The following is a 20,830-nucleotide window of genomic DNA, read 5'->3' on the forward strand; positions in this document are numbered from 1 at the left end:
GGCGTAGCCGTCCGGGCTGGGGTTTCAGATGCGGTGTGGGGTGCGTTCATGGCAGTGTGTGCTTTGCTTCCGTAGTGCCTTGATGGTCTGTTATCCAGGCCGCACGCAAGCCCTTGCGATCGATTTTGCCGTTCATGTTGCGCGGCAAGGGCTGGCCCACCACCTGCACGCCTGCGGGGACCATGTAGGCCGGCAAACCGGCCCTGCAGGCGTCCAGGAGTTCACTCTGGACATCGCTTTGCATGGTATCAGGGGTGCAATACACCAGCACCTGGATCACCTGGCCCAGCACCGGATGATCCACGCCAAAGGCTACGCACTCGATAACCCGCCCGGTTGCGTGGATGGCCTCTTCCACTTCGGTCGGGCTCACGCGGTATCCCGAAGTCTTGATCATTTCGTCCTTGCGGCCCACGAAGTACAGATACCCTTGCGCATCCCTGCGCACGGTGTCGCCGGAAAACACCGCGTATTCGGGCAACTGCAGGCCAGCTGGATGCCATGGCGTGGAGCCCGTCAGCGGCTTGAATCGCTCAGCAGTCTGCTCCGGGTTGTTCCAGTACCCCAGGCTCACCAGGGGGCCGCGATGAACCAGCTCGCCCGGTTCATCGGCCGCGCATTCAGAACCGTCAGCGCGCAACACCAGCACCTCGGCATTGGGAATGGCTTTTCCTATCGAGTCCGGACGCAGATCCACCTGGTCGGGATGCAGATAGGTTGAGCGGAACGCTTCGGTCAGGCCGTACATGAGAAATGGCTTGACCTGCGGGGCACGCTCACGCAAGACCCGCAATGTCTCCTGCGGCATGCGCCCGCCGGTGTTGGCAAAGTAACGCAGCGTGCCCGTCACGCCGTCAGGCCAGCTCAGCTGGGCCAGCTGCATGTACAGGGGCGGCACCGCGGTCAGCCCCGTCACACGATGCTGTTGCATGGCCTTGAGCACGTCGCGCGGCATCAGGTAGTTCAGCAACGCGACGCGTGCCCCCACCGCAAAGGCCGTTGTCAGCTGGCTGAAGCCCGCATCAAACGACAGCGGCAGCACTGCAAGCAGGGTGTCCTGCGCGGTGTTCTCCAGGTAGGCGTTCACGCTATGGGCACCCACCACCATGTTCCGGTGCGACAGCACCACGCCTTTGGGGCTGCCGGTGCTGCCAGATGTGTACAGAATGGCCGCCATGTCGGTATCAATCACCCGGTGGCCGGCGCTTGCAGGCGCCGACAGAAGTTCGTCCCATCCGGCAATCACGGGCGCTCCGGTGCTGGCTTTGGAGGCGCCCTCCCCGCCTTGGGGCGAGGTCACCAGCACCACATGTTGCAAGTCGGGGCAATGGCCCAACACTTCACGCAGCAATGCCAGGCGCTCGACCGATGTCACCAGAACCCGCACGTTGCAGTCCCGCAGCACATAGGCAACTTGCTCGGCCTTCAGCAGCGGATTGACCGGCACATGCACCGCACCGGCAGCGCTGGCGCCAAAGCTGCTCACCACCGTTTCCATGCGTTTTTCCAGATAGACGGCGACGCGTTCGTTGCGCTGCACCCCCAATGCCAGCAGGCCCGAGGCGAACTGCCCGACCGCGGTGTTCAGCTCCAGATAGCTCAAGGATTGCTCGCCGTGAACCAGTGCGGTGGCCTCCGGCGTGCGCCGGGCCGAAGCGGCGACCAGTTCGTGCAGGAGGCCTCCTGTATTGTGCAAACTGCTCATGGTTTGAAGGTTCCCATCCATTGCAATACGGCTTGTTCGGCAGACGCGCGCCACTGCTGTCTGGAAAACGTGTGGTCAGCACCATCCACGTCCACACGCTCCAGACCCGGCCTGTGCAGCAGGCCGCTCCAGAGCGGGTCGGTGCTGGCGGTTTCCAGAAACTCCTTGGCGGTGTAGTCGTTTGCGCTCAGCAGTAGCAGCACCCGTCCAGAATATTGGCGCAATGCCTGCGCCATGCGCACTTGGAAGGGCGATTCGGCGCCTTGGTGCAATGCGCCGCTGCGCGAAACTTGGAAGTTACCCCACAACTCCCTGAGGGACTGCAGCACACGGAATTTGCCTGAAAACACTTTCTTCCAGAAATCCACCTGCAACAGGCGCGCGCTGTAGTGGTGTTTGAGGTGGGTACGTGCCAGCGTCGCCTCCGAACGAACCCACGGATTGAGCAGACACAGGCCCGCCACCCGCGCATCGCGCGTGGCACCGCAATACAGCAGGGCCGCGGCCGCACCATCACACAGGCCCCAGAGCACCACGCCGCCTACCGAGGGGCAGGCCTGCTTCAGCGCATCGATGGCCGCTGCAATGTCCTGGTCGATGGACTCGAAACCTCTGGCCTCGCCCTCGCTGTCGCCCATGCCCCGGTAATCAAAACGCAAGACCGGATAACCCGCACTGGCCAGGCGACGCGCCAACAGGACGAACTGCCGGTGACTGCCCACCCGGTATTGCGGCCCACCAACCACCACCACCAGGCCCAGAGTGGACGGCGTGCCCGGACGGGAGAGCACGCCAACCATTGCGTCGCCTTGGCAGGGTATCAACAGGGCATGTTCGGTGAACTGCATAGGCTCATGCATCCACCAGGGCAGCCACGGTGGCGTCCACCAGCGCGGTGCAGAGTTGGGCCTCGGGCAATTGCCAGAAGGCCTCACCTTCTACCGCCGTGGTCTGGGCAGCAATGCCGGCGCTGGTCCAGCGCTGGATTTGCGCCGCCAAGGCTGGCGAAGCTGTATAGCCCTGTGCCTGGCCTGGCGCCACAACCTCAAGGCATACCACTTGGCGGACGTTCACCAAAGCATCCAGGGTGGCCTCCGCCAATCCCTGGGCCAGTCCCGGCGCCAGTGCATAGCCGGCCACCTCCACGGCTTGCCCTTGTTCCAGTTGCTTGAGCAGTGCGTCGGTACCTACCTTGCCGCCACCCTGCACCACTTCCGCCATTTGCCGCAGCCGCAAGAATTGCTGCAGATGCTGACGCCCGGCCACGACCGGTTGCCACATCAACAAACGCGCAGGCACATCTGGCTGTTGCCTGGTACTCGCGGCCGCCAACAGACAGCCGGCACGCACGCCCCACAGCCACAGTGGTGCGTCATAACGCTGGGCCAGCCACTGACGCCCCGCGCCTACGTCGCTGAGCCAAGCATCCCATGTCGCATCGGAAAAGTCACCGAAACTGTCCCCACATCCAAGCAGGTCCATCTGCAGGACGGCAAAGCCGCAGCGGGCCAGTGCACGGGCCTGCAAACTGGCCATGCGTCGGCAACGGTTCAGCTCTTCGGCCAGGGGGTGGATATACAAAACGGCGCCCCTGCACGGTTGACCGGCAGGCGGCACATGCAGCAGACAAAACCGCTCTCCTTGGGGTGTTGGCAGGAAAAACGCGTCCACCACAGCCTGGCTACAGCGTTGGGCCGACTTGGACCGCAAGCCAGTCGGCCAGCGTGCCCACGGTGGAAAAGGCCGCACCGTCTATCGCGTCGTCGTGGATGGTGATGCCAAAGCGCTCCTCTAGCATCGTGATCACATTCAGCACGCCCATGGAGTCCAGTTCAGGCAGCGCCCCCAGCAATACCGTCGATCGTCCAAAGGACGCAGAGCGTCCGCGCAAGCTCAACGCTGCCTCCAATACCTCCATTACTTCTTTTTCCAATGCCACGGGCATTCCTTATATTGAAACCTCTCTGGGTATGATACCCACGGCAATATGTAGCACGGGAGCAGCTAATGAAAATCTCAGTGGTAGGCGAAGGATACGTGGGATTGGTCGCGCCTGCCCAAGACGCCGCTGAACTGTGCAGTACCCAGGCCGCCCCACCGATCCGATCCAGCGCTGTAGGCGTTGCATATGGTTGAACCCGGTGTCGATGTATTGCATTCGTTCGAAGAGCTGCGGGTGGCGTTGCGCGCACGCGGACTGTGTCCGCAGGCGGCACCGGAGTCGGCAGATGTGTTCTGCACCCTGCCTTGGCTGGAAAACCTTGCTGCCCATGGCTTGCCGTTTCCAACCACTGCCGCCGATTGCCGGTTGCTGCTGACGGGCTCTGACAAGCACCTGGCCGTGTGCTTGCCACTGCTGGCACACGGATCCAATTGGACCAGCCTGAGCAACTATTACAGCAGTCTTTTTTCGCCCCTGTGCTGGCCTTCGCCTGACAGGGATTCCGAATGCGCACAAGCCCCAGAATCTGCTGACAGTGGTTATTGCCTGCGGGCGCTATGTGCCTCGTTGCGCGCGGCACGCCAGCGTCCGACCATGCTCACCTTGTCACCGCTGGACAAGGACGACCGGCAGTTTCAGGCGCTTCAGGATGCGCTGCGCGCCGCGGGCTACTGGGTGGACACCTTCTACTGTTTTGGCAACTGGTACTTTCCTGTGCGCGGGCAGACATTCGCAGCCTATCTGGCCGCCCTGCCTTCTGCCCTGCGCCACAGCATGGACCGCGGACAGCGCCGCCTCACGCGGGCCGGCCCGTGGAACCTGCGCATCCAATGTGCGCAGCCCGCGTCGCTGGAGCAGGCGATTGCCGATTTCGTGCAGGTCTACAACCACAGCTGGAAGCAGCCCGAGCCTTTGCCAGACTTCATACCGCAGATGGCTCGCATGGCCGCTGCGCAAGGCTGGTTGCGTCTGGGCGTGCTGTCGCTGAACGGCGACCCCATTGCGGCCCAGCTGTGGCTTATCAAGGACGGCAAGGCCAACATCTACAAACTGGCCTATAAACAGGGGTTCGAGCGCTATTCGGCGGGCTCCTTGCTGACAAAGGCCATGATGGAGCACGTGTTCAATATCGACCGCGTGCTGGAAGTGGACTACTTGACCGGCGACGATGGTTACAAGCAAGACTGGATGTCGCAACGACGCGAGCGCTGGGGCATCGTGGCGTTTGAGCCGCGCAGTTTGCGGGGCTTGGCCCAGGCTGGCCGGCATTGGCTAGCTAGGCAATTCAGGCACTGGAGACACACGTGAAGAATCCAAGCGGACAAGAAAAAGGGCAGAAACGCGGACGCAGCAAGTGGACATGGCCAGCCCTCGGCGTCGGCATAGGTGCGCTCGGCCTGGTCGTGGTTCTGCTGAACGCCGTAGCCATCGTGAACAGGTTGGCCGAGTCCGCCAACCGCTCGCCTGCAGAACTAATTCGCTATGCCAAGCACCGCATGCAGGGACATACCAACTTGGAAGCCTTGGCGCTCGGACCGCTCAACAGCTTGCAGGACCGAATCGTGCGGTCGGCCAATGCCCCCGGCCTGCCCGACCTGGGCAAAGGCCAACGGCGCTACCCGTTGGCACCGGTACGCTATTCCCAGGTGGGCCAGCCCCTGGAGGAAACCGCTGCCGCCGCACCCGACACCCTGCCGTCCAACAGGGCGGTGCTGGTGCAGAGTGCAGAGGAGCTTGCACGCGCCATCAGCGGCGCCGTGGCAGGTCAAACGCTGTTGCTTGCGCCGGGGCACTACACGATCCGGCAAAAGCTCAACACCCGCTCGGGCGGTAGCCGCGAACAGCCCATCACGGTCCGGGCTGCCGCTCCCGATCAGGTGACCTTGGAGTTTGATACCGAAGAAGGCTTTGTCGTCTACCACCCATTCTGGATTTTCGAGAACCTCACCATCCGCGGCGTCTGCGCCAGGCAAAAAAACTGCGAACATGCCTTTCACGTGGTCGGTGACGCCCGCAACATCGTGATACGCAACAACCTTGTGGAGGAGTTCAACGCCCATATCAAGGTCAACGGCCTGGATGACAAATGGCCGGACGGCGGACTGGTGCAGTTCAACACCCTCACCAACAGCACCGCACGCGAAACCGAAGGCAGACCGATGACGCCCATTGACCTGGTGGGCGCCGATCGCTGGGTCTATGCCGACAACCTGATCAGCAATTTCGTCAAGGCGGACGGCAACCAGATCTCCTACGGCGCCTTCATGAAGGGGGCCGGTCACGGCGGCAGGATAGAGCGCAATCTGGTGATCTGTACACCTAGCGATGTCGCACAACCGGGTGCCCGCATCGGCCTGTCTTTCGGTGGCGGGGGCACATTCCCGGCCGCCGTGTGCCGTGACAAGCAGTGCGTGTTCGAGCACAAGGACGGCCTGATAGCCAACAACATCGTGCTGGACTGCATGGACGAGGGTGTGGACATCAACCGCTCCGTCGGTGCCCTGGTGGCACACAACACCCTGATCAATACCGCCGGTGTGGCCATGCGCCGCGGCCCGGCTTCGGCACGCGTCTATGGCAACCTGCTGGAGGGCGGCCTGCGCAACCGCGACGCCGGACCCTGGAAGCTGGAAATGAACGAGCTGGTCACCATGCCTGCGACCTTCGAGGATGCAGACAGGCTGTCCTTGAACTGGAAAAAGACGCCTGATCGAATCCCCTCGATCCTGGCCGTCCCACACGATTTCTGCGGTCATACGCGTGCCGACGGCACCCTGCCGGGAGCGTTGGCAGACACGACGCCCTGCCCCACAGGAACTCCATGAATAAGGGAACCCCTATCGCGCTCCGGTCTATAAAATCAACCACCATCCGCGACAGAACTGAACGACAGACGATCCATGCTACCCACCAACCTAATCTGGAGCTGAACATTGAACTCCATCCGTAGCAAGATAGGCCTTCAGTTCATTGTTTCCAATGGCTCTTTCGCCGCGCACTTCGCCCTTACGGTGGTGCTGGCGCGGCTGCTGTCGCCCAGCGAAGTCGGCATCTTCTCCATCGCCGCGGTGTTTGTCGGGTTTACCCATGTCTTTCGAGACTTCGGTGTGGTGGCATTCATCAAACGCCAAAAGGTGCTGACGCCGCAGGCCCAGCGTGCGGCCATGGGAGTCTTGTTGACTTCTTCCTGGACCTTTGCTGTATTGCTGTACCTACTCTCCGGCGTGCTTGCAAATTTCTTCCAGCAGCCCGGCATTCGTGAAATCATGCCCGTGCTCGCGCTGGGCTTTGTATTTATCCCGTTCGGTGCTATCCCACTGGCTGTTCTCTCGCGTGAACTGCAAGTACAGAAGACAGCCGCGGTCACCGCCGCGGCAACAGTGACCTATATCGCCACCTGTATTACGTTGGCATCCCTCAAGTTCAGCTACATGAGCATGGCGTGGGCCAACTTGGCCAGCATCGTCGTCAGCGGCCTGCTGGCCACCATGCTCATGCCTAAACACCGGTTGCTACTACCTTCATTTACGGGCTGGAAGAACGTGGTGCAGTTTGGCGCAGGAGCAATACTGACATCGTCCATCAAAGCGCTGGACACCGCGTTGCCGGACATCATTCTGGGCAAATTGACCGGACCGCACGTGGTTGGTATCTACAGCCGTGCAAATTCCACAGTCAACATCTTGAACACGGTGACCGCGCCAACCATCGAGTACTTTGCGCTACCTTATCTGGCCAAGGTTCACCATGGAGGTGAGAGACTCAGCACCAGGCTGGTCCCTACTATCGCCTTGCTGACGGGTATCGTTTGGCCCGCACTGGCCGCCACCGCAGTCATTGCCAACGATCTCATTGCTTTCCTTTACGGCGCAACATGGAGTGAAAGCGCCTCTGTGGTGCCGTGGTTGTGCTTGGCAGTTGGCGTCCAGGTAAGCTTTGCCATCGTGCAACCGGCCATGACCGCCATGGGTCGACCGTACCTTAGCGCCCTACCGCTTGGGTGCACCATGGGCGCCAAGGCAATGTTGGCGCTCAGCCTGTATGACGGGTCCCTGATTTCATTCGCCCGTGCAGTTGCGCTGGCTGAGTGCCTCGGCATACCGGCCTATCTTTTGCTGGGGCGATGGCACCTGGCCATGGGCGCGTTGGAATGGAGACGATCGCTGGCTAACAGCGCTGGCGTGGCACTAACAGTACTCGGCACTGTTCTGCTGTTCTACCATCTTGTGGACGGACTGGGTTCGCCATTTTTGCGTCTGTGTGCAGTTGCCTTCCTGTTTCTCACAGTCTGGCTACTGGCACTACATCTGTTCCGGCATCCGTTGAGGCATGAGTTCCACAAGGCCCTCGAAATGGTCAAGGGACTGATGGTGAAGGGACGGGGAAACAACGAACCTGTGACCCCAGTAGTCGACGAGGTGGTCTTGTACGGCGCTGTTGCAGCACCGCCGCCACCCATGGGCTTTTTCGCCCATTTGCGCAGTGAAGCGAAGTTCGCAATCAAGGCTGCGCGCGATACGCTGCGCTGGAAGCGAGGATCGCTGGCTCGGCTGGATTATCGCGACTACGTCACCTCTGCTTCTTACAACCGCGGAGACGAAGCCATCGTGCTGGCGTCGCTTGAAGCGCTTCTCGCAAATCAGCCGGGTCGCCGTGCCCTGCGCAGCAACTGGGGAGATCGCGAGAATTTCATTGACACGCCAGCAGGTAACCGGCTGATTTGCATATGTGGAAGCGGGTATATTGCTTTCGAACACGATGGCCAGTTGGCACGTCGCGTGATAGCCGATTTAGAGGTACTGGAAACGATTGCAGCACCCGTGGTGCTCTACGGTATCGGCATAAACCGCCACCTTGAGCCGGGCATGAAGGACCAACCCTTCACATCCGCGGCCGATGAGGCAGTAGTACGACGCCTTTTGCAGCGCTGTGCCCACATCAGTGTGCGTGACGCCGATTCACAACGTGTCCTGGCACAGTACACAGATAAACCGGTACTGCTTGTCGGAGATCCGGCATTTCTGTACGCGAAGGAAGGGCGACACCTCACTCAAGTGACAGGTATGCAAAGTAATGTGCGGCCTGTCATTGGAATAAACCTACCCTTTCATTTCCAGGAAGTTGCACAGCGCATCAGGCAGGATCTGCCAGAGTGCGTGGCCATGCTCAGGCAAATTCAGCAGGCCACGCATTGCAGCTTCCGTTACATGGTGCATTTCGACACCGAACACGTAATCGCGAAGATGATCATGGCATCCGGAATCGAGCTGGAAGTCGTCAGCGGCAACCCGGACGTGCTTTGCGCAGGCTATTCCGGGATGAACCTTCATTTGGGCGGAATGTTGCATTCCTGCATCCTGGCAGCGAGCACCGGCACACCCTGTGTGGCGCTCGCCTACGACACGAAGCATGCGGGGTTTTTTAGCCTGATCGGTCTACCGCAGTACTGCATCCCGTCTTCCCCCTTTGGCAAGGATCGTTTCGTGGCCGCGGTGCTGGAGGCATTGGCGCAGGAGAGAGAGCTCCGCGCCACTATCCATGCTGCACGACAGCGATATGAGCAAGAATCTCAGCGCTTTGTTTCCGAAGTCAATGCAGCAATGCTGGGTCTACGTCCTTCGCCTCCAGTGTCGGCCTTGCGCAAGACCGAATCCGGTGCCGATGGACTGCCCCGCGTCTCCATCATCATGCCAGTGCGCAACGGCAAGGATTTCATCGATGAGGCTGTGGACAGTGCGCTGGCACAGAGCTATTCCAGCTTTGAACTACTGATCATCGACGATGCCTCCGATGACATGGACTACCGTTTGCTGGAAGCCAAGGACAAGCGGATACGCGTCATTCGGCAGCAGGCTGGCGGTGTTTCTCGGGCCCGCAACAATGGCATCGCTCACGCACGGGGTGAATTCATTGCCTTCCTTGACGCCGACGACTACTGGTTTCCCGGCAAGTTGGAAGCGCAGGTGCGGTATTTCGACGCGCACCCTGACGTCGGATTCGTCTTTGGCCGCTATCTGAGATGGTCCGCTGGCCCGGAAAGGCGATTTCCCGTTGCAGCCAGCATGGCACCGGATTGCAGGGACGTGGTGTCCGCCGATCTCCATCGCTCCGGTTGGGGCTACAACCGCATGCTGATGGGCATGCTGGTAGGCATGAGCGCGGCCGTCGTGCGCAAATCCGTTTGCAGACAAATTGGCCCATTCAACGAAGGCATGCGCATCGGCGAGGACTATGAATTCTGGTTCCGCGCATCCAGGGTCACCGAGATGCACGCACTGGATGCGGTAGTGTCGCTCTATCGGGCGCATGGTGCCAGCACCATGGCGCGCGTCACACCGACCAATCATATGCTTCAGCTTCTGTGCATGGTGGAGCAACGTTGGGGGACCAGCAATCCTGACCACACGCATCTTTCGCAACGGGACTTTCGCAGGCGGCTGGGGCAAGTCCATTTTGATCATGGCTACATGCATTTCTGGAAAGGTGACATTGCAATAGCCAGACACGAATTCCTGTGGTCCTTTCTTATGGGCCGTCGTCGTCTGCAGTCACTGGGATATTTGAGTATGGCGATGGTCGCACAGGTGTTCCCCTGGATCAGGCCGCCAAGAGAGAGCGCATGACCAACATGCATCGCCGGGCATTTGCCCGCTGGAACGCCTTACAGGCCTTGGGTAATCGCTACTCTTGGTGGCTTGGAAAACGCTCCGCACCATTGCGTGTCATCATTGACAGCACTGGCTGGCGATTGTCTCGCGTCGCTTACCAGCTAGCGGGAAGACCTAAGGCCACGCTCAGTTGGCCACTGGGATTATCCTATCTATTGCTCAATGGCGAGCCAACCAAACTGACCGCGCAAGCACGCTGGGTTGATCACGGGCTTTCGCAAATTTCGCTCGCGGACCAAGCGCAATCGCGGCTGCACATTGACATGGGCGGTCTGGGTTACGCGGCGTTGGCGCTGGAATCCGGTTACGGCTTCCAGCGCGGCTATCTGGAGCAAGCGCGAAGCATGGGTGAACGCTACCTGTCCCGCACGGGCGCAGGTGCCGGTCTTATCACCTATGCAGAACACCGCAGTGAAGTGCTGGTGGACACTTTGGCCATGCTGTGCCCATTTCTCGCACGATTGAGTCGCCTCACCGATGACTCGCGCTACCTCGAAACCGCTTTGGCCCAGTTAAACAGTTTCATGCGGTTTGCTGAAAATGCCGAGACGGGTTGGGTGACGCACGGTTTCGACGCAAAGACCCTGACGCCACTGGGCCCACCCGGCTGGGGACGTGGCATAGGCTGGCAATTGCTGGGGTTGACCGACACGCTGATGGAGATCGACGATCCAACAATGCGTGAGCCCCTTGAACGCGCTTGCAAAGCACTCTTGATCAAGCTGGCGAACGTACAACTCGCCAATGGTCACTGGCCTTGGCAGTTGACCGACACCACGCAACAAAGCGACAGCTCTGTCACTGCTTTGCTGTGCTATGGCCTGGGACGCTTGCTTAGCCAAGAAGGCGATGCTTCAAGTCCTTTCGTCGAATTTCTGCCGTTGTTAAAACGGGGCCGCACCGCATTGGACAGCAGCACCACTGAAACGGGACTGGTTGATGACAGCTCTGGCGAGGCCGCAGGTGTTGGCAGTTACAGTCGCCAATTTGGATGCCATCTATGGTCTTTGGCGCCTACAGTGGCGTTGGACGCCATATCGCTGACCACTTCAGCACATATGGAGATACCAGGAACGTTAAGCGCACGGCTCTGACAACTAACGCAATCGTCGGCGATCGCTGTCATGCACTTGCGCAATCCGAGACATTAGTCATCGACGAACCTGGCGGGAGTCAGCAGATTTCTGGCCAACTGCAGGGCAATGCTCAGGGAGCTTCGTCCCCACGGTGTGAAGCGTGGAATCTGGTACACCCAGTCGGCACCGCCCAATCCAATCCCGCGCTGGGTGGTGACTGCACTCGTGAAACCGGCTTTCTTCACCATATCCACGTGCTGTGCCGAAAAGTCCGCGTAGGGCCTTCCGTTCGGATACGCGAATGACCGTACCGGCCCCCCTACGTATCCCGCCAGTGTTTCCCTGACCGCGCCGATTTCCCGCATGGCGGCGGCTTGGTCGCAGTACACCAATATGGGGTGGTTGTCGGTGTGGGCACCGATGCCAAAGCCACGGTTGTGGATGGTCCGCAGATCTTGCGTGGACATACGTGTCACGTGCTCGGGCCCGGTTCCCACGGCGCACTCCATACGGTGCAGCAATTCGTCTCGCGCTTCCACTGCGAAGTACTTCAAGAACCGCTCTAGCTGCACCACGGCGGCAGAGCGCTCTTCCAGTGTCCCAACGGGCAGCGGGGCGCACGCCGGATGCACGATGTCCAGCAGCGGGCCAGGCGCACAACGCACCACATTGGCAATGCGCTCGTGCCACAAGGGCCGTCCCTCGAATTGCCCGGTGGTGATATAGAAGGTCGCGTGCATATTGCGGCGCTCCAGCGCCGGTATGACGCCCGGCAACCAGGTGTCGTAACCGTCATCGAAGGTGATGCAAGCTGCGCGCAAGGGCAAATTGCCGCCTAGCAAACCCGCAACCGCCTCGTCCAAGGGAATGACATTGAAAGCAGACACAACGGAGTCCAGCAATTGCTCAAAAGAGCACAAGTCCAGGTCGTACGGCATCAACGGGTCAACCTGGCCCGGCACCTTGTGGAATAGGAAGACCGACAGTTTCTTGCTCGCAAGGTAACGCAGCGGAAGCAATTTTGTAGGGTGCATTAGGGGCGAGTCCTCCTCAACCATGTGCCGGCATATCTGTGTCTCTTGCCCGTGAATGGCCAGGAAGTTAATTGCACTTTGCGCCTCTAGCCTCTATTTAGTTTGTACAAAATTCTAGTTCATGTGGCTGATCAGGCCGTCAGTGGTGAAAACGTCGTCAGAGGGCTCGCATCTGCGGGCCTTTTCGGTTTTCTACTAGTCGTGTAGAGTTCACCCGGTTCCCAAGGGGGGAATTCGCTATGCACACTGGATTCTCGCCAGGGCATCACGTCTCGTTTTCACAATTGGAGAACCGTAAGATGAACCCTGTCATCCTGATTGAATTCAACGAATTGTGCCCATCCCTTCTGGACCGTTGGATGGCCGAAGGGAAGCTCCCCAACTTCAAGAAATTTCACGAGAATTCGGATGTCTTTGTCACGGAAGCCGATGAGAAGGAGGCTCCTAATCTGGAGCCCTGGATTCAGTGGTATTCGCTGCACACGGGAGTTCCCTTCCGAGACCATCAGGTCTTCCACCTGACCGACGGCCCCCGTGCCACCCAGCGCGATATCTGGCAGCGCCTGCTGGACAAGAACAAAGTGGTATGGAACTGCTCGAGCATGAATACCAAGGGACTTGCCCACGAACGAAGCGTGTTCCTTCCTGACCCATGGTGTACCAGTGAGACACCCTTCCCTGCCGAGCTGAAGGACTTCCATCGATTCGTAGCCAGCCAAGTACAAGAGTACAGCAACGCCGACAGGGGACTCCAATTGGGCGACGTCCTGCGCTTTCTGGGCTTTATGGTGGGTCACGGGCTCAGGGCCAAGACTGTCATGGCTATATTGCGCCAGCTCCTATCGGAGCGGCGCAATGGTGGTGAATCTGCGTGGAGACGTGCCACCATCCTGGACAAATTGCTTTTTGATGTATTCCGTCATTACCAGCTAACGCGCCGGCCGGATTTTTCGACCTTCTTTGCCAATAGCACGGCGCATCTGCAACACAGCTATTGGCGTTGCATGGATCCCGATGCCTTCACTGTAAAGCCCGGTGGCGAAGACATTCGAAAGCATGGTGACGCGGTGTTGTTCGGTTACCAGGAAATGGACCGGCTTCTGGGTGATTTCTTCCAGCTGGAGGAAGAGTGTGGTGCGACCCTCGTTTTCGCCACAGCCCTCAGTCAACAGCCGTTTCTGAAATATGAGGCCACCGGAGGACAGCATTTTTACCGGCCACGACGGGTTGAGGATCTGCTGAAATCACTGGGCCTGGCATGGACCGAGCTTGCCCCCGTAATGACCCACCAGTACGTGATGCATTTCGCCAATGCGGCCATGCGCAACGTCGCAGAGCAGCGCCTGCGAGCGGTGACCGTGGACGGCGTGGAAGTGTTTCGTATTGAACCGACCAATACAGAGACCAGTCTGTATTTCGGCTGCAAGTTGAACCAGAAAATTGCATCGGATGCCCAGTTGAATCTGGGAGTGGGGCAATCTGCGACACCGTTCTTTGGTGTTTTTTATCGCATTGAGGAAATCAAGAGTGGGCGCCACCATCCGGATGGATGCTTCTGGGTCAAGTCCGGACGGCATACGCAACACCCGCAGAAGGTTTCCATCCTTGATATTGCGCCCACACTTCTGGGCATGCTGCAAGTGGACGAAGCGGACCTCAGTGGCCGCAACTTGCTGCGGGCTTGAACGCAGCGCCCACTATGCGACCGCTTTGCGGGCGCCGTTGGAGTCTGTGAGACGTCGTTCGCGGCGAAGGTGGAGCTTTAGCACTTCCAGCAGCATACAGACGATGTAGGGCATCTCAAAATAGGCCGCAGATAACAAGGCGCCGCCGGCCAAGTAGGCAATGATGGTCAACAGCAGCATTTCTGCAAGGTTCCTGGCCCACTCAAATTCCGGGCCTAGCGCTATCGCTTCTCGGATCACCGTACGCGCCGTGAAAATTGCGTTAAGGAAGACAGTCAGGAAAATGATCAGCCCCAGAAAGCCACCATCTCCCATGACTTCAAAATAAATGCTGTGCGCAGCTCTCGCGATGTTGAAGTCCATGCCTTGCATGGTGGGCAACAGGCTGGGGGCATTCTGGAATCGCTCCCACACCGGGCGAGCCTGCACCGCGTGGAAACCACCACCGAATACAGGATTTTCCAGGGCGATGGCGCTGCTGACTTTCCACGCAGAGACACGCTGCATGAAGGAGTTGTCAGCCCCCGCATCGCGCATGGTGTTCATGCGTTCGGTCCAATCTGCAGGCGCCATGGCGACCACCAGAACGGCAGATACGGACACCAGAAGCAATCCCGCCATTTTGCGCTTGCTAGTGGCAATGAACCACAAGGCCACTGCGACCATGCAGGCCAGGCCTCCACGCGAATGGGTGGCCACAACTGCCAGCACGGTAAGTACGGTGACACCCATAAAGCCGAGTTTGATCAGCCTGCTGCTGACGAAGCGCGAGATATAAATCAACAAGGGAAGCGACATCACGAGCACCAGCGCAAAATGGTTGTTGTCCCCGAACTTGCCTATGCCCATGGCGACGTGCCTGCCGGCATTGGCTATGAACTTCAGCCCATCCAGCAGCCCGTGCAGACCAGTGGCTATGGCGAGCATGACGACAAAGGCGTGAATGCGGTAACGACTGGTCAGCACCATGGGCATCAGCACACAGTACAAAAGAGTCTTGATGAGGTTGACGGCCAATTCCCAATTTCGCGCCAGATCTGGGTAAGCCAGCGTTGCGCATACAAGCGCTTGAGCGGTGTAGACCAGATATATGCTGGATGTACGGTTGAGGGCAAAAGGCTGTCGCTCATCATCCTTGCCCATCACTATCAGGACCAGGGTGATGATGGCAAATACCTGCACGATCGGCTGCGTTTGCATGAAGCCGAAGACGTAGTAATTGACGGCAGCCAAACCCGCCCAGCCCCACAGCATATAGGCAATGAAGGTATTGCCCACTGCGAGTGCAAAAAACACCAGCATGGCGCCAAACAACATCAGGTCACGCATGCGGATTTACCTTCTTGGCAGCCCCGGGCTTTGCGGGTTTAACTGGCTTTTCCAGCAACTCAGCGTACGAAAAAATGCCCAACGTCTTGCGCGCGCCCCGCTTGCTGGAGCGATAGACATTCCAGATCAACAGCATCATGCCGAACAGGGCGAGCGCCAGGAGTCCTGCTTCAATCAACTTGTGATACCTCCCCTGTTCATTCTGCCAAGAATGTCGGAAAACAACTGCAGCTGCGCTTGGGTGGTAGCGTCCCAGGAAAAGGACTCCGCATGGTGGCGCGTCGCATCGCGCTCCGGATAGTGCGCATACAGGGCCTCGAAGCCTTGCACCAATCCCGCTGGCGTGCGCTCGGGCATCAGCACGCCGGCGTCGGGGGAACCGACCACTTCCGGCGTGCCCCAGATATTGCTGGCAATGACCGGCGTGCCGCAGGCCATGGATTCCAGAAGCACATTGGCCCACCCCTCCCGGCTGGAACACAGCACCAGCGCGTCGACAGCGCTGTACCACCACTTCAAGTCGGTCTGGGGCACCACGCCGGCAAAGCGCACACGTTCCTTGACACCTAGGCGCTGGGCAAGCGCCTCCAGATTGTGACGCTCTGCGCCCGCGCCAACGATCAACAGCTGCACATCGGGAGGAAGCAGGGGGAGCGCAGAGATGGCGATGTCATGCCCTTTGCGCTCGATCAGATGCCCGACAGACAGCAGGTAACGGACCTGGAGTTGCAGGCCCAGTTGCTGGCGGGCGACTTCCCGAGGCAGGGGAGAAAACCGCTCCAGATCCACACCATTGCGCATCACATGCAGTTTGGCCGGGTCGGCCCCCAATTCGGCCAGTCGCACCATCAGCGCCTTGGCAACGCCGATCGAGCCACCTGCCTGGGCGGCAGTCTCCAGTATCAGGCGGCGCGGGCGCGCAAATTCGGGTATCTGGTTGAGATCGGTGCCGCGTGCCGTCACTGTGAAGGGCTTGCCCAATGCCTTGGCAAGGTAACTGGCGGCTACACCGTCGGGGTAGTAGTAGTGCGCATCGATGAGGTCGAAATCGAATCCTTCGGCAATCAGCTTGCGAATGGTTGGCAATGCGCCGCGCCACAGCAGTGAAGGCGCGAGGTTCATGCCGACTTTGGGGGGCAGAAAGTAGCGTGGATGGTAAACCTCGATGCCGTTGCGCACTTCGAAGCGAGGTGCACGGGCGTGCAGGGCGTACTCACCAAATCGCGCATGTGTGAAGGGAAACCAAGGGACCGGCGCTACGACTTTCGCCTGCACTTGGCCTGACTTGAGCAGTTCGCGCAACCGGGTTTCCACAAATATGCCGTGGATGGGGCGCACCGAATTCGGATACAGCGTGGAAAAAAGCAGGATTCGGATGGGGCGGGCAGTCATACGGGTTCAGCGGGTGACAGCATGGGTGCGGTGGCGTTCCAAGGCACCCAGGCAGATCTTCTCGAACACTTCAGCCGCAACCTTGTGGCCAAAGCGTTGGTCCACAACTGCGCGAGCCTCGCTTGATATGCGCTGCCGCAACGCCGCATCCTCCAAGAGTGCCAACACGGCATCGGCCATGGGCTGCGCACCATCGCGCTCAAGAAAGTGACGCTCCGGCTCAGCGCCGAGACCTTCCGTGCCCAGTGACGTGGAGACGATGGGACAACCCATCGCCATGGCCTCGAAGGCCTTGATGCGTGTGCCTCCACCCACCAGCAGCGGTATGACAAAGGCATGGGCCGCATGCACATAGGGTCGGACGTCGTCCACAAATCCAGTGAACTCCACGTTACGGGCGGATTGTCCCAGTGCCTTCAGCATATTCGGAGGGTTCCGCCCCACGACCACGAAGCGCGCATTGGGTTGCCGCCGCAGAATGAGAGGCCAGACTTCATTCAAGAAGTACTGCACTCCATCGATGTTGGCCGTCCAATCCATGGAACCGGTAAACACCACTGTGGGGGGGTGCACCCCATCCACGGGCGGCGGAACCTGCCAGGAAAAGAAATCCAGATCCACGCCAGTGGGAATGGCGTGGCAGTCTGCTATGGCATAGGAATTCCGGAAGAACTGCGCGTCGCGCTCCGAGACGGCAATGACGGTGGTGAAGCGCTCCAACGCGTCGCGTTCGAAGCGGGCCATCTTGCGGTACTGGGAGGACCACATCCATCGTCGCGCCCCATCTTTCGCCTTGCTGGCGTGACGCGCAAAGATCTCGGCCTCCACGTTATGGGTGAAACACACGCTGGCTTGCCGCAGTTGCTCAGGCATGAGTACCGCGCTGTGCACGAAATCAAACACGATGAGATCACCCGGCGCCTGCGCCAGTTGCCGCACAGCGTTGGCGCCAGCCTCTGTGCGGTCAGCCACTACGTTGACGGGCAGCTCGCGCAACAAGTCCAGTGCACGCAACCATTTGGGCCGCTCTGGTGCCGGTTGCCACGCAACGAAGCGGTCGCACACGCCGGCAATCTCTGCAGCCCAACGCCGCTGTTGGGCCTCATCAGCCACACTGACCAGCGTGATGTCAAAGGCGCCACCTTTCAGCCCACGCAAAATATTGGTGGTGCGTATCTTTCCGCCCGCATCGTTGGGGAAAAGAAAGACCGGCGAAACGAAGACCAGCCGAGGCTTGCGTGGCGTCACCAGCAAATGCCCTCGTACTCAACGCCGTCCAGGTTGCGCAGCTCCGCATAGCCCGACAAATCAACAATGCGCCGTCCCTTTGCCCGGGAAACAATCAGCTGTCGCACCTGCGGCTCGGCATGGCCGATGACAAGCACTTCGGCGTCGTGGAGCGCAGCTTCTGGCGATTCGCGCAAAAGCCTGTCCAGGTGCGGAATTTCTCGCTCAATGAATTCCTTGTTCTTGCCCAGCAGCCGGCTGAGTTTGACAAAACCGTCATAAATGCACAGGTCAAAGCCCTTGCCCAGCAACCGCTCTGCCAGCGCCACCAGCGGCGAGTCACGCATGTCGTCCGTGCCGGGCTTGAATGCCAGACCGAAGAGCGCCACCTTGCGCCGTCCGTCACGGGCGATCAGATCGTATGCGCGCTTGATGTGCGCTTCGTTGCTATCCAGGAGGCCCCCCAGCACGGGAATGGGAACGTTGAGGCCACGAGCCAGTGTCAGGAAGCCTTTGACCTCCTTGGGCAGGCATGAGCCGCCGAAGGCGAATCCCGGGCGCAGATACGCTGGAGAGATATTGAGTTGCGCGTCGTTGCAGAATATCTTCATGACCTCGCGACCATCCAGGCCGGTGGCCTTGAGCACCGACCCGGCTTCATTGGCAAACACGATCTTCATTGCGTGGAACACATTGCACAGGTACTTGACCGACTCGGCCACGGCGTTGCTGGTGCGCACGAACTGACCGGGCAGGCCTTCGTACATCTGCTCCAGAGCCAGGTACCCCGCTTCATCCAGGCTGCCGATGACGGTCTGCGGCGGGTTGTGAAAGTCTTTGACGGAAGAGCCTTCCCGCAGGAATTCGGGGTTGAACACCAGCGACAGGTTCTGTCCCACCTTGCGCCCGGAACTTTCTTCCAGAATGGGCAATATGCGGCCTTCGGTGGTGCCAGGCGGGACAGTGCTGCGCAATACCACGACGTGCGGCGTGCTCTTCTTGCGCAACACCTGACCAATGGATCGAATGACGGCGTCTACCGCCGTGAGATTGGGCGAATAATCGGGATTGGAGGGCGTGGCCACCGAAATCAGCGAAACGTCGGTATTGAGCACCGCATACTCCACGTCAGGAGTGGCTTGGAGCTTGCCTGCCTGGACGGCAGACGCAATCAGCTCATTGATGCCCTCTTCCACCACCGGTGACTGGCCATCGTTGATCATTTTGACCTTGAGCGGATTGGTATCCACACCAATCACGTCGTGACCCAGTTCGGGAAGGCAGCCACAGGACACGGCACCCACATACCCCAAACCAAAAACGGAAATCTTCATGCCTACCCTTTCAAAACGCCTCCGAAGTGGCAAAAACGAATGCTACTTGGAACTACACAGCTAGCCGCGTCCCGGCTTGAACACGAGATGCCTGGCCACCAGAAAATTGAAAACCATGGCAACACCCGAGGCTAAGGCCAAGGGAACCAGCGGGTACTGCTTCAGGTCAGTCCAGCATGCCAGGGCGAGAAAAAAAACCGAAAAATTAATGCCGGCACCCATAGTCTGACCAGCAAGGTACTCAATGTAGGCGCGGCGCGCCCTGCGCGGCTGCGGGTGTGAAAACGTCCAGGCCCTGTTCAGGGTCCATGTGACGGTGACGGCCAAGCCGAAGGATGCCAGACGTGCCGCTAGCAGGGGTGCACCCAATCGCAGCAGGCCCATCATCACGCCAGCATCGACCCCAAAGCCGACTCCCCCCACCACCACGAAGCGCGCAAAATCACGCATGGGTTGTGGCATCGGGAACGCGCGGCACGCCGTGGCTCACACACGTTCCCCCTGGGTGGCAGGAACCGAGAGATACAGCAGTCGCTTCATCTCCTGGCGGCCACGGGTGACGGTATCGAGGATCAGGCCTGCCGTCACGCTGAGAACAGCCGTCAACATCAAGCCAACCACCAGAACTGCCGTAGGCAGACGGGGCACCAGGCCAGTTTCCAGGAAAGTCATGATCAGCGGCACGGAGAGACCCAGACTCAGAATGGCCAGCACGGCTCCGCAGGCACCGAAGAACTGCATGGGACGCTCTTCCTTCAGGAAGCGCGCAATGGTTGTGAGGATCCGCCAACCGTCACGGTACGTGCTCAGCTTGCTGATCGACCCTTCCGGACGCTCTCGGTACGCCACCGTCATTTCGCCCACAGCCATACGCATTTCCAGCGCATGCACGGTCAACTCGGTTTCAATATCGAAGCCACGCGTGAGCGCAGGAAAGGATTTGACGAAGCGGCGCGAGAATATCTTCAGGCCCGACAACATGTCATTGAATTCCTTGCGGAAAAAAGTGCCCACCAGCCCCGTCAACAGGCGATTGCCAAACTGATGCCCGAAACGGTAAGCCTGTTCACTTTCATGGATGCGCTCACCATTCACCATGTCCAGGTTGTTTGCCAGCATGTACTCTAAGAAAGAGGGCACACAGGAGGCGTCATAGGTGTCGTCTCCATCCACCATGACGTACAGGTCGGCATCGATGTCCGCAAACATTCGACGAATCACATTGCCTTTGCCCTGGGACCGCTCGCCACGAACGACGGCGCCCGCTTCCTTTGCACGGGCTACCGTGTCATCCTTGGAATTGTTGTCGTACACATAGATGACGGCCTCAGGAAGTGCTTTTCGAAAGTCTCGCACCACGCTGGCAACGGTCTGACCCTCGTTGTAGCAAGGCACCAGGACAGCGACTTTCAGATTTCGGAAGCTCGTGTTTGCCATA

The 20,830-nt window shown here is 59.5% G+C and carries 17 protein-coding genes; 5 read left to right on the top strand and 12 right to left on the bottom strand.

The window, feature by feature from the left end; translation table 11 throughout:
- Positions 1-46: 46 nt before the first annotated feature.
- Genes AAGF34_RS00800 through AAGF34_RS00815 form a run of 4 tightly spaced genes read right to left on the bottom strand, consistent with a single transcriptional unit; the run spans position 47 to position 3,644 of the window.
- Positions 47-1,705 carry an acyl-CoA ligase (AMP-forming), exosortase A system-associated gene (locus AAGF34_RS00800; RefSeq protein ID WP_342618738.1) on the bottom strand — a complete coding sequence of 553 codons (1,659 nt, stop codon included), beginning with the start codon at positions 1,703-1,705 and terminating at the stop codon, positions 47-49.
- Positions 1,702-2,553, bottom strand: a complete 852-nt coding sequence (locus AAGF34_RS00805; RefSeq protein ID WP_342618739.1) for a hydrolase 1, exosortase A system-associated — start codon at positions 2,551-2,553, stop codon at positions 1,702-1,704. Before AAGF34_RS00805 ends, AAGF34_RS00800 begins: the two co-directional genes overlap by 4 nt.
- A gap of 4 nt (positions 2,554-2,557) precedes the next feature.
- Positions 2,558-3,454: a hydrolase 2, exosortase A system-associated gene (locus AAGF34_RS00810; protein WP_342618740.1), complete on the bottom strand. Its 897-nt coding sequence runs from the start codon at positions 3,452-3,454 to the stop codon at positions 2,558-2,560.
- The gene (locus AAGF34_RS00815; RefSeq protein ID WP_342618741.1) at positions 3,387-3,644 is read right to left on the bottom strand and encodes a phosphopantetheine-binding protein; all 258 of its coding nucleotides are present in this window, start codon (positions 3,642-3,644) and stop codon (positions 3,387-3,389) included. The genes AAGF34_RS00810 and AAGF34_RS00815 overlap by 68 nt, the downstream gene beginning before the upstream one ends.
- Before the next feature lie 189 nt (positions 3,645-3,833).
- Between AAGF34_RS00815 and AAGF34_RS00820 the strand changes: the two genes are divergently transcribed.
- From AAGF34_RS00820 to AAGF34_RS00835, 4 genes are all read left to right on the top strand, one after another.
- Positions 3,834-4,955: a GNAT family N-acetyltransferase gene (locus tag AAGF34_RS00820; RefSeq protein WP_342618742.1), complete on the top strand. Its 1,122-nt coding sequence runs from the start codon at positions 3,834-3,836 to the stop codon at positions 4,953-4,955.
- Entirely contained in the window at positions 4,952-6,472 is a 1,521-nt protein-coding gene (locus AAGF34_RS00825; RefSeq protein WP_342618743.1) for a hypothetical protein, read from the top strand. The genes AAGF34_RS00820 and AAGF34_RS00825 overlap by 4 nt, the downstream gene beginning before the upstream one ends.
- Positions 6,473-6,580: 108 nt before the next feature.
- Positions 6,581-10,270, top strand: coding sequence for an oligosaccharide flippase family protein (locus AAGF34_RS00830; RefSeq protein ID WP_342618744.1), 3,690 nt, complete (start codon positions 6,581-6,583; stop codon positions 10,268-10,270).
- Positions 10,267-11,409, top strand: coding sequence for a glycoside hydrolase family 88 protein (locus AAGF34_RS00835; protein ID WP_342618745.1), 1,143 nt, complete (start codon positions 10,267-10,269; stop codon positions 11,407-11,409). Before AAGF34_RS00830 ends, AAGF34_RS00835 begins: the two co-directional genes overlap by 4 nt.
- Before the next feature lie 53 nt (positions 11,410-11,462).
- Here AAGF34_RS00835 and AAGF34_RS00840 read toward each other — a convergent pair whose 3' ends face one another.
- A complete protein-coding gene (locus AAGF34_RS00840) occupies positions 11,463-12,425 on the bottom strand; it encodes a polysaccharide deacetylase family protein (protein WP_342618746.1) in 963 nt (320 codons plus the stop codon).
- Positions 12,426-12,724: 299 nt separating this feature from the next.
- Between AAGF34_RS00840 and AAGF34_RS00845 the strand changes: the two genes are divergently transcribed.
- Entirely contained in the window at positions 12,725-14,110 is a 1,386-nt protein-coding gene (locus AAGF34_RS00845) for a hypothetical protein (protein ID WP_342618747.1), read from the top strand.
- 12 nt (positions 14,111-14,122) lie between these two features.
- On the opposite strand, the gene AAGF34_RS00850 is transcribed toward AAGF34_RS00845, so the two are convergent.
- The 7 genes from AAGF34_RS00850 to AAGF34_RS00880 are packed head-to-tail and all read right to left on the bottom strand — an operon-like array spanning position 14,123 to position 20,829.
- On the bottom strand, positions 14,123-15,439 hold the full coding sequence (locus tag AAGF34_RS00850) for a putative O-glycosylation ligase, exosortase A system-associated (RefSeq protein WP_342618748.1): 1,317 nt from the start codon (positions 15,437-15,439) through the stop codon (positions 14,123-14,125).
- Positions 15,432-15,617 carry a hypothetical protein gene (locus tag AAGF34_RS00855; protein WP_342618749.1) on the bottom strand — a complete coding sequence of 62 codons (186 nt, stop codon included), beginning with the start codon at positions 15,615-15,617 and terminating at the stop codon, positions 15,432-15,434. Before AAGF34_RS00855 ends, AAGF34_RS00850 begins: the two co-directional genes overlap by 8 nt.
- Positions 15,614-16,831 (bottom strand): glycosyltransferase family 4 protein, encoded by a 1,218-nt coding sequence (locus tag AAGF34_RS00860; protein ID WP_342618750.1) that lies wholly within the window; start codon positions 16,829-16,831, stop codon positions 15,614-15,616. Before AAGF34_RS00860 ends, AAGF34_RS00855 begins: the two co-directional genes overlap by 4 nt.
- 6 nt (positions 16,832-16,837) lie before the next feature.
- Positions 16,838-18,079, bottom strand: coding sequence for a glycosyltransferase (locus tag AAGF34_RS00865; protein WP_342618751.1), 1,242 nt, complete (start codon positions 18,077-18,079; stop codon positions 16,838-16,840).
- Positions 18,076-19,392 carry a nucleotide sugar dehydrogenase gene (locus AAGF34_RS00870; protein ID WP_342618752.1) on the bottom strand — a complete coding sequence of 439 codons (1,317 nt, stop codon included), beginning with the start codon at positions 19,390-19,392 and terminating at the stop codon, positions 18,076-18,078. The genes AAGF34_RS00865 and AAGF34_RS00870 overlap by 4 nt, the downstream gene beginning before the upstream one ends.
- 60 nt (positions 19,393-19,452) lie before the next feature.
- Complete coding sequence (locus AAGF34_RS00875) at positions 19,453-19,842, bottom strand: GtrA family protein (RefSeq protein ID WP_342618753.1); 390 nt, start codon at positions 19,840-19,842, stop codon at positions 19,453-19,455.
- A 36-nt stretch (positions 19,843-19,878) separates the two neighbouring features.
- Positions 19,879-20,829, bottom strand: a complete 951-nt coding sequence (locus AAGF34_RS00880) for a glycosyltransferase family 2 protein (protein WP_342618754.1) — start codon at positions 20,827-20,829, stop codon at positions 19,879-19,881.
- Position 20,830 lies beyond the last annotated feature (1 nt).

Source organism: Rhodoferax sp. GW822-FHT02A01 (assembly GCF_038784515.1).
Lineage (GTDB): Bacteria > Pseudomonadota > Gammaproteobacteria > Burkholderiales > Burkholderiaceae_C > Allorhodoferax.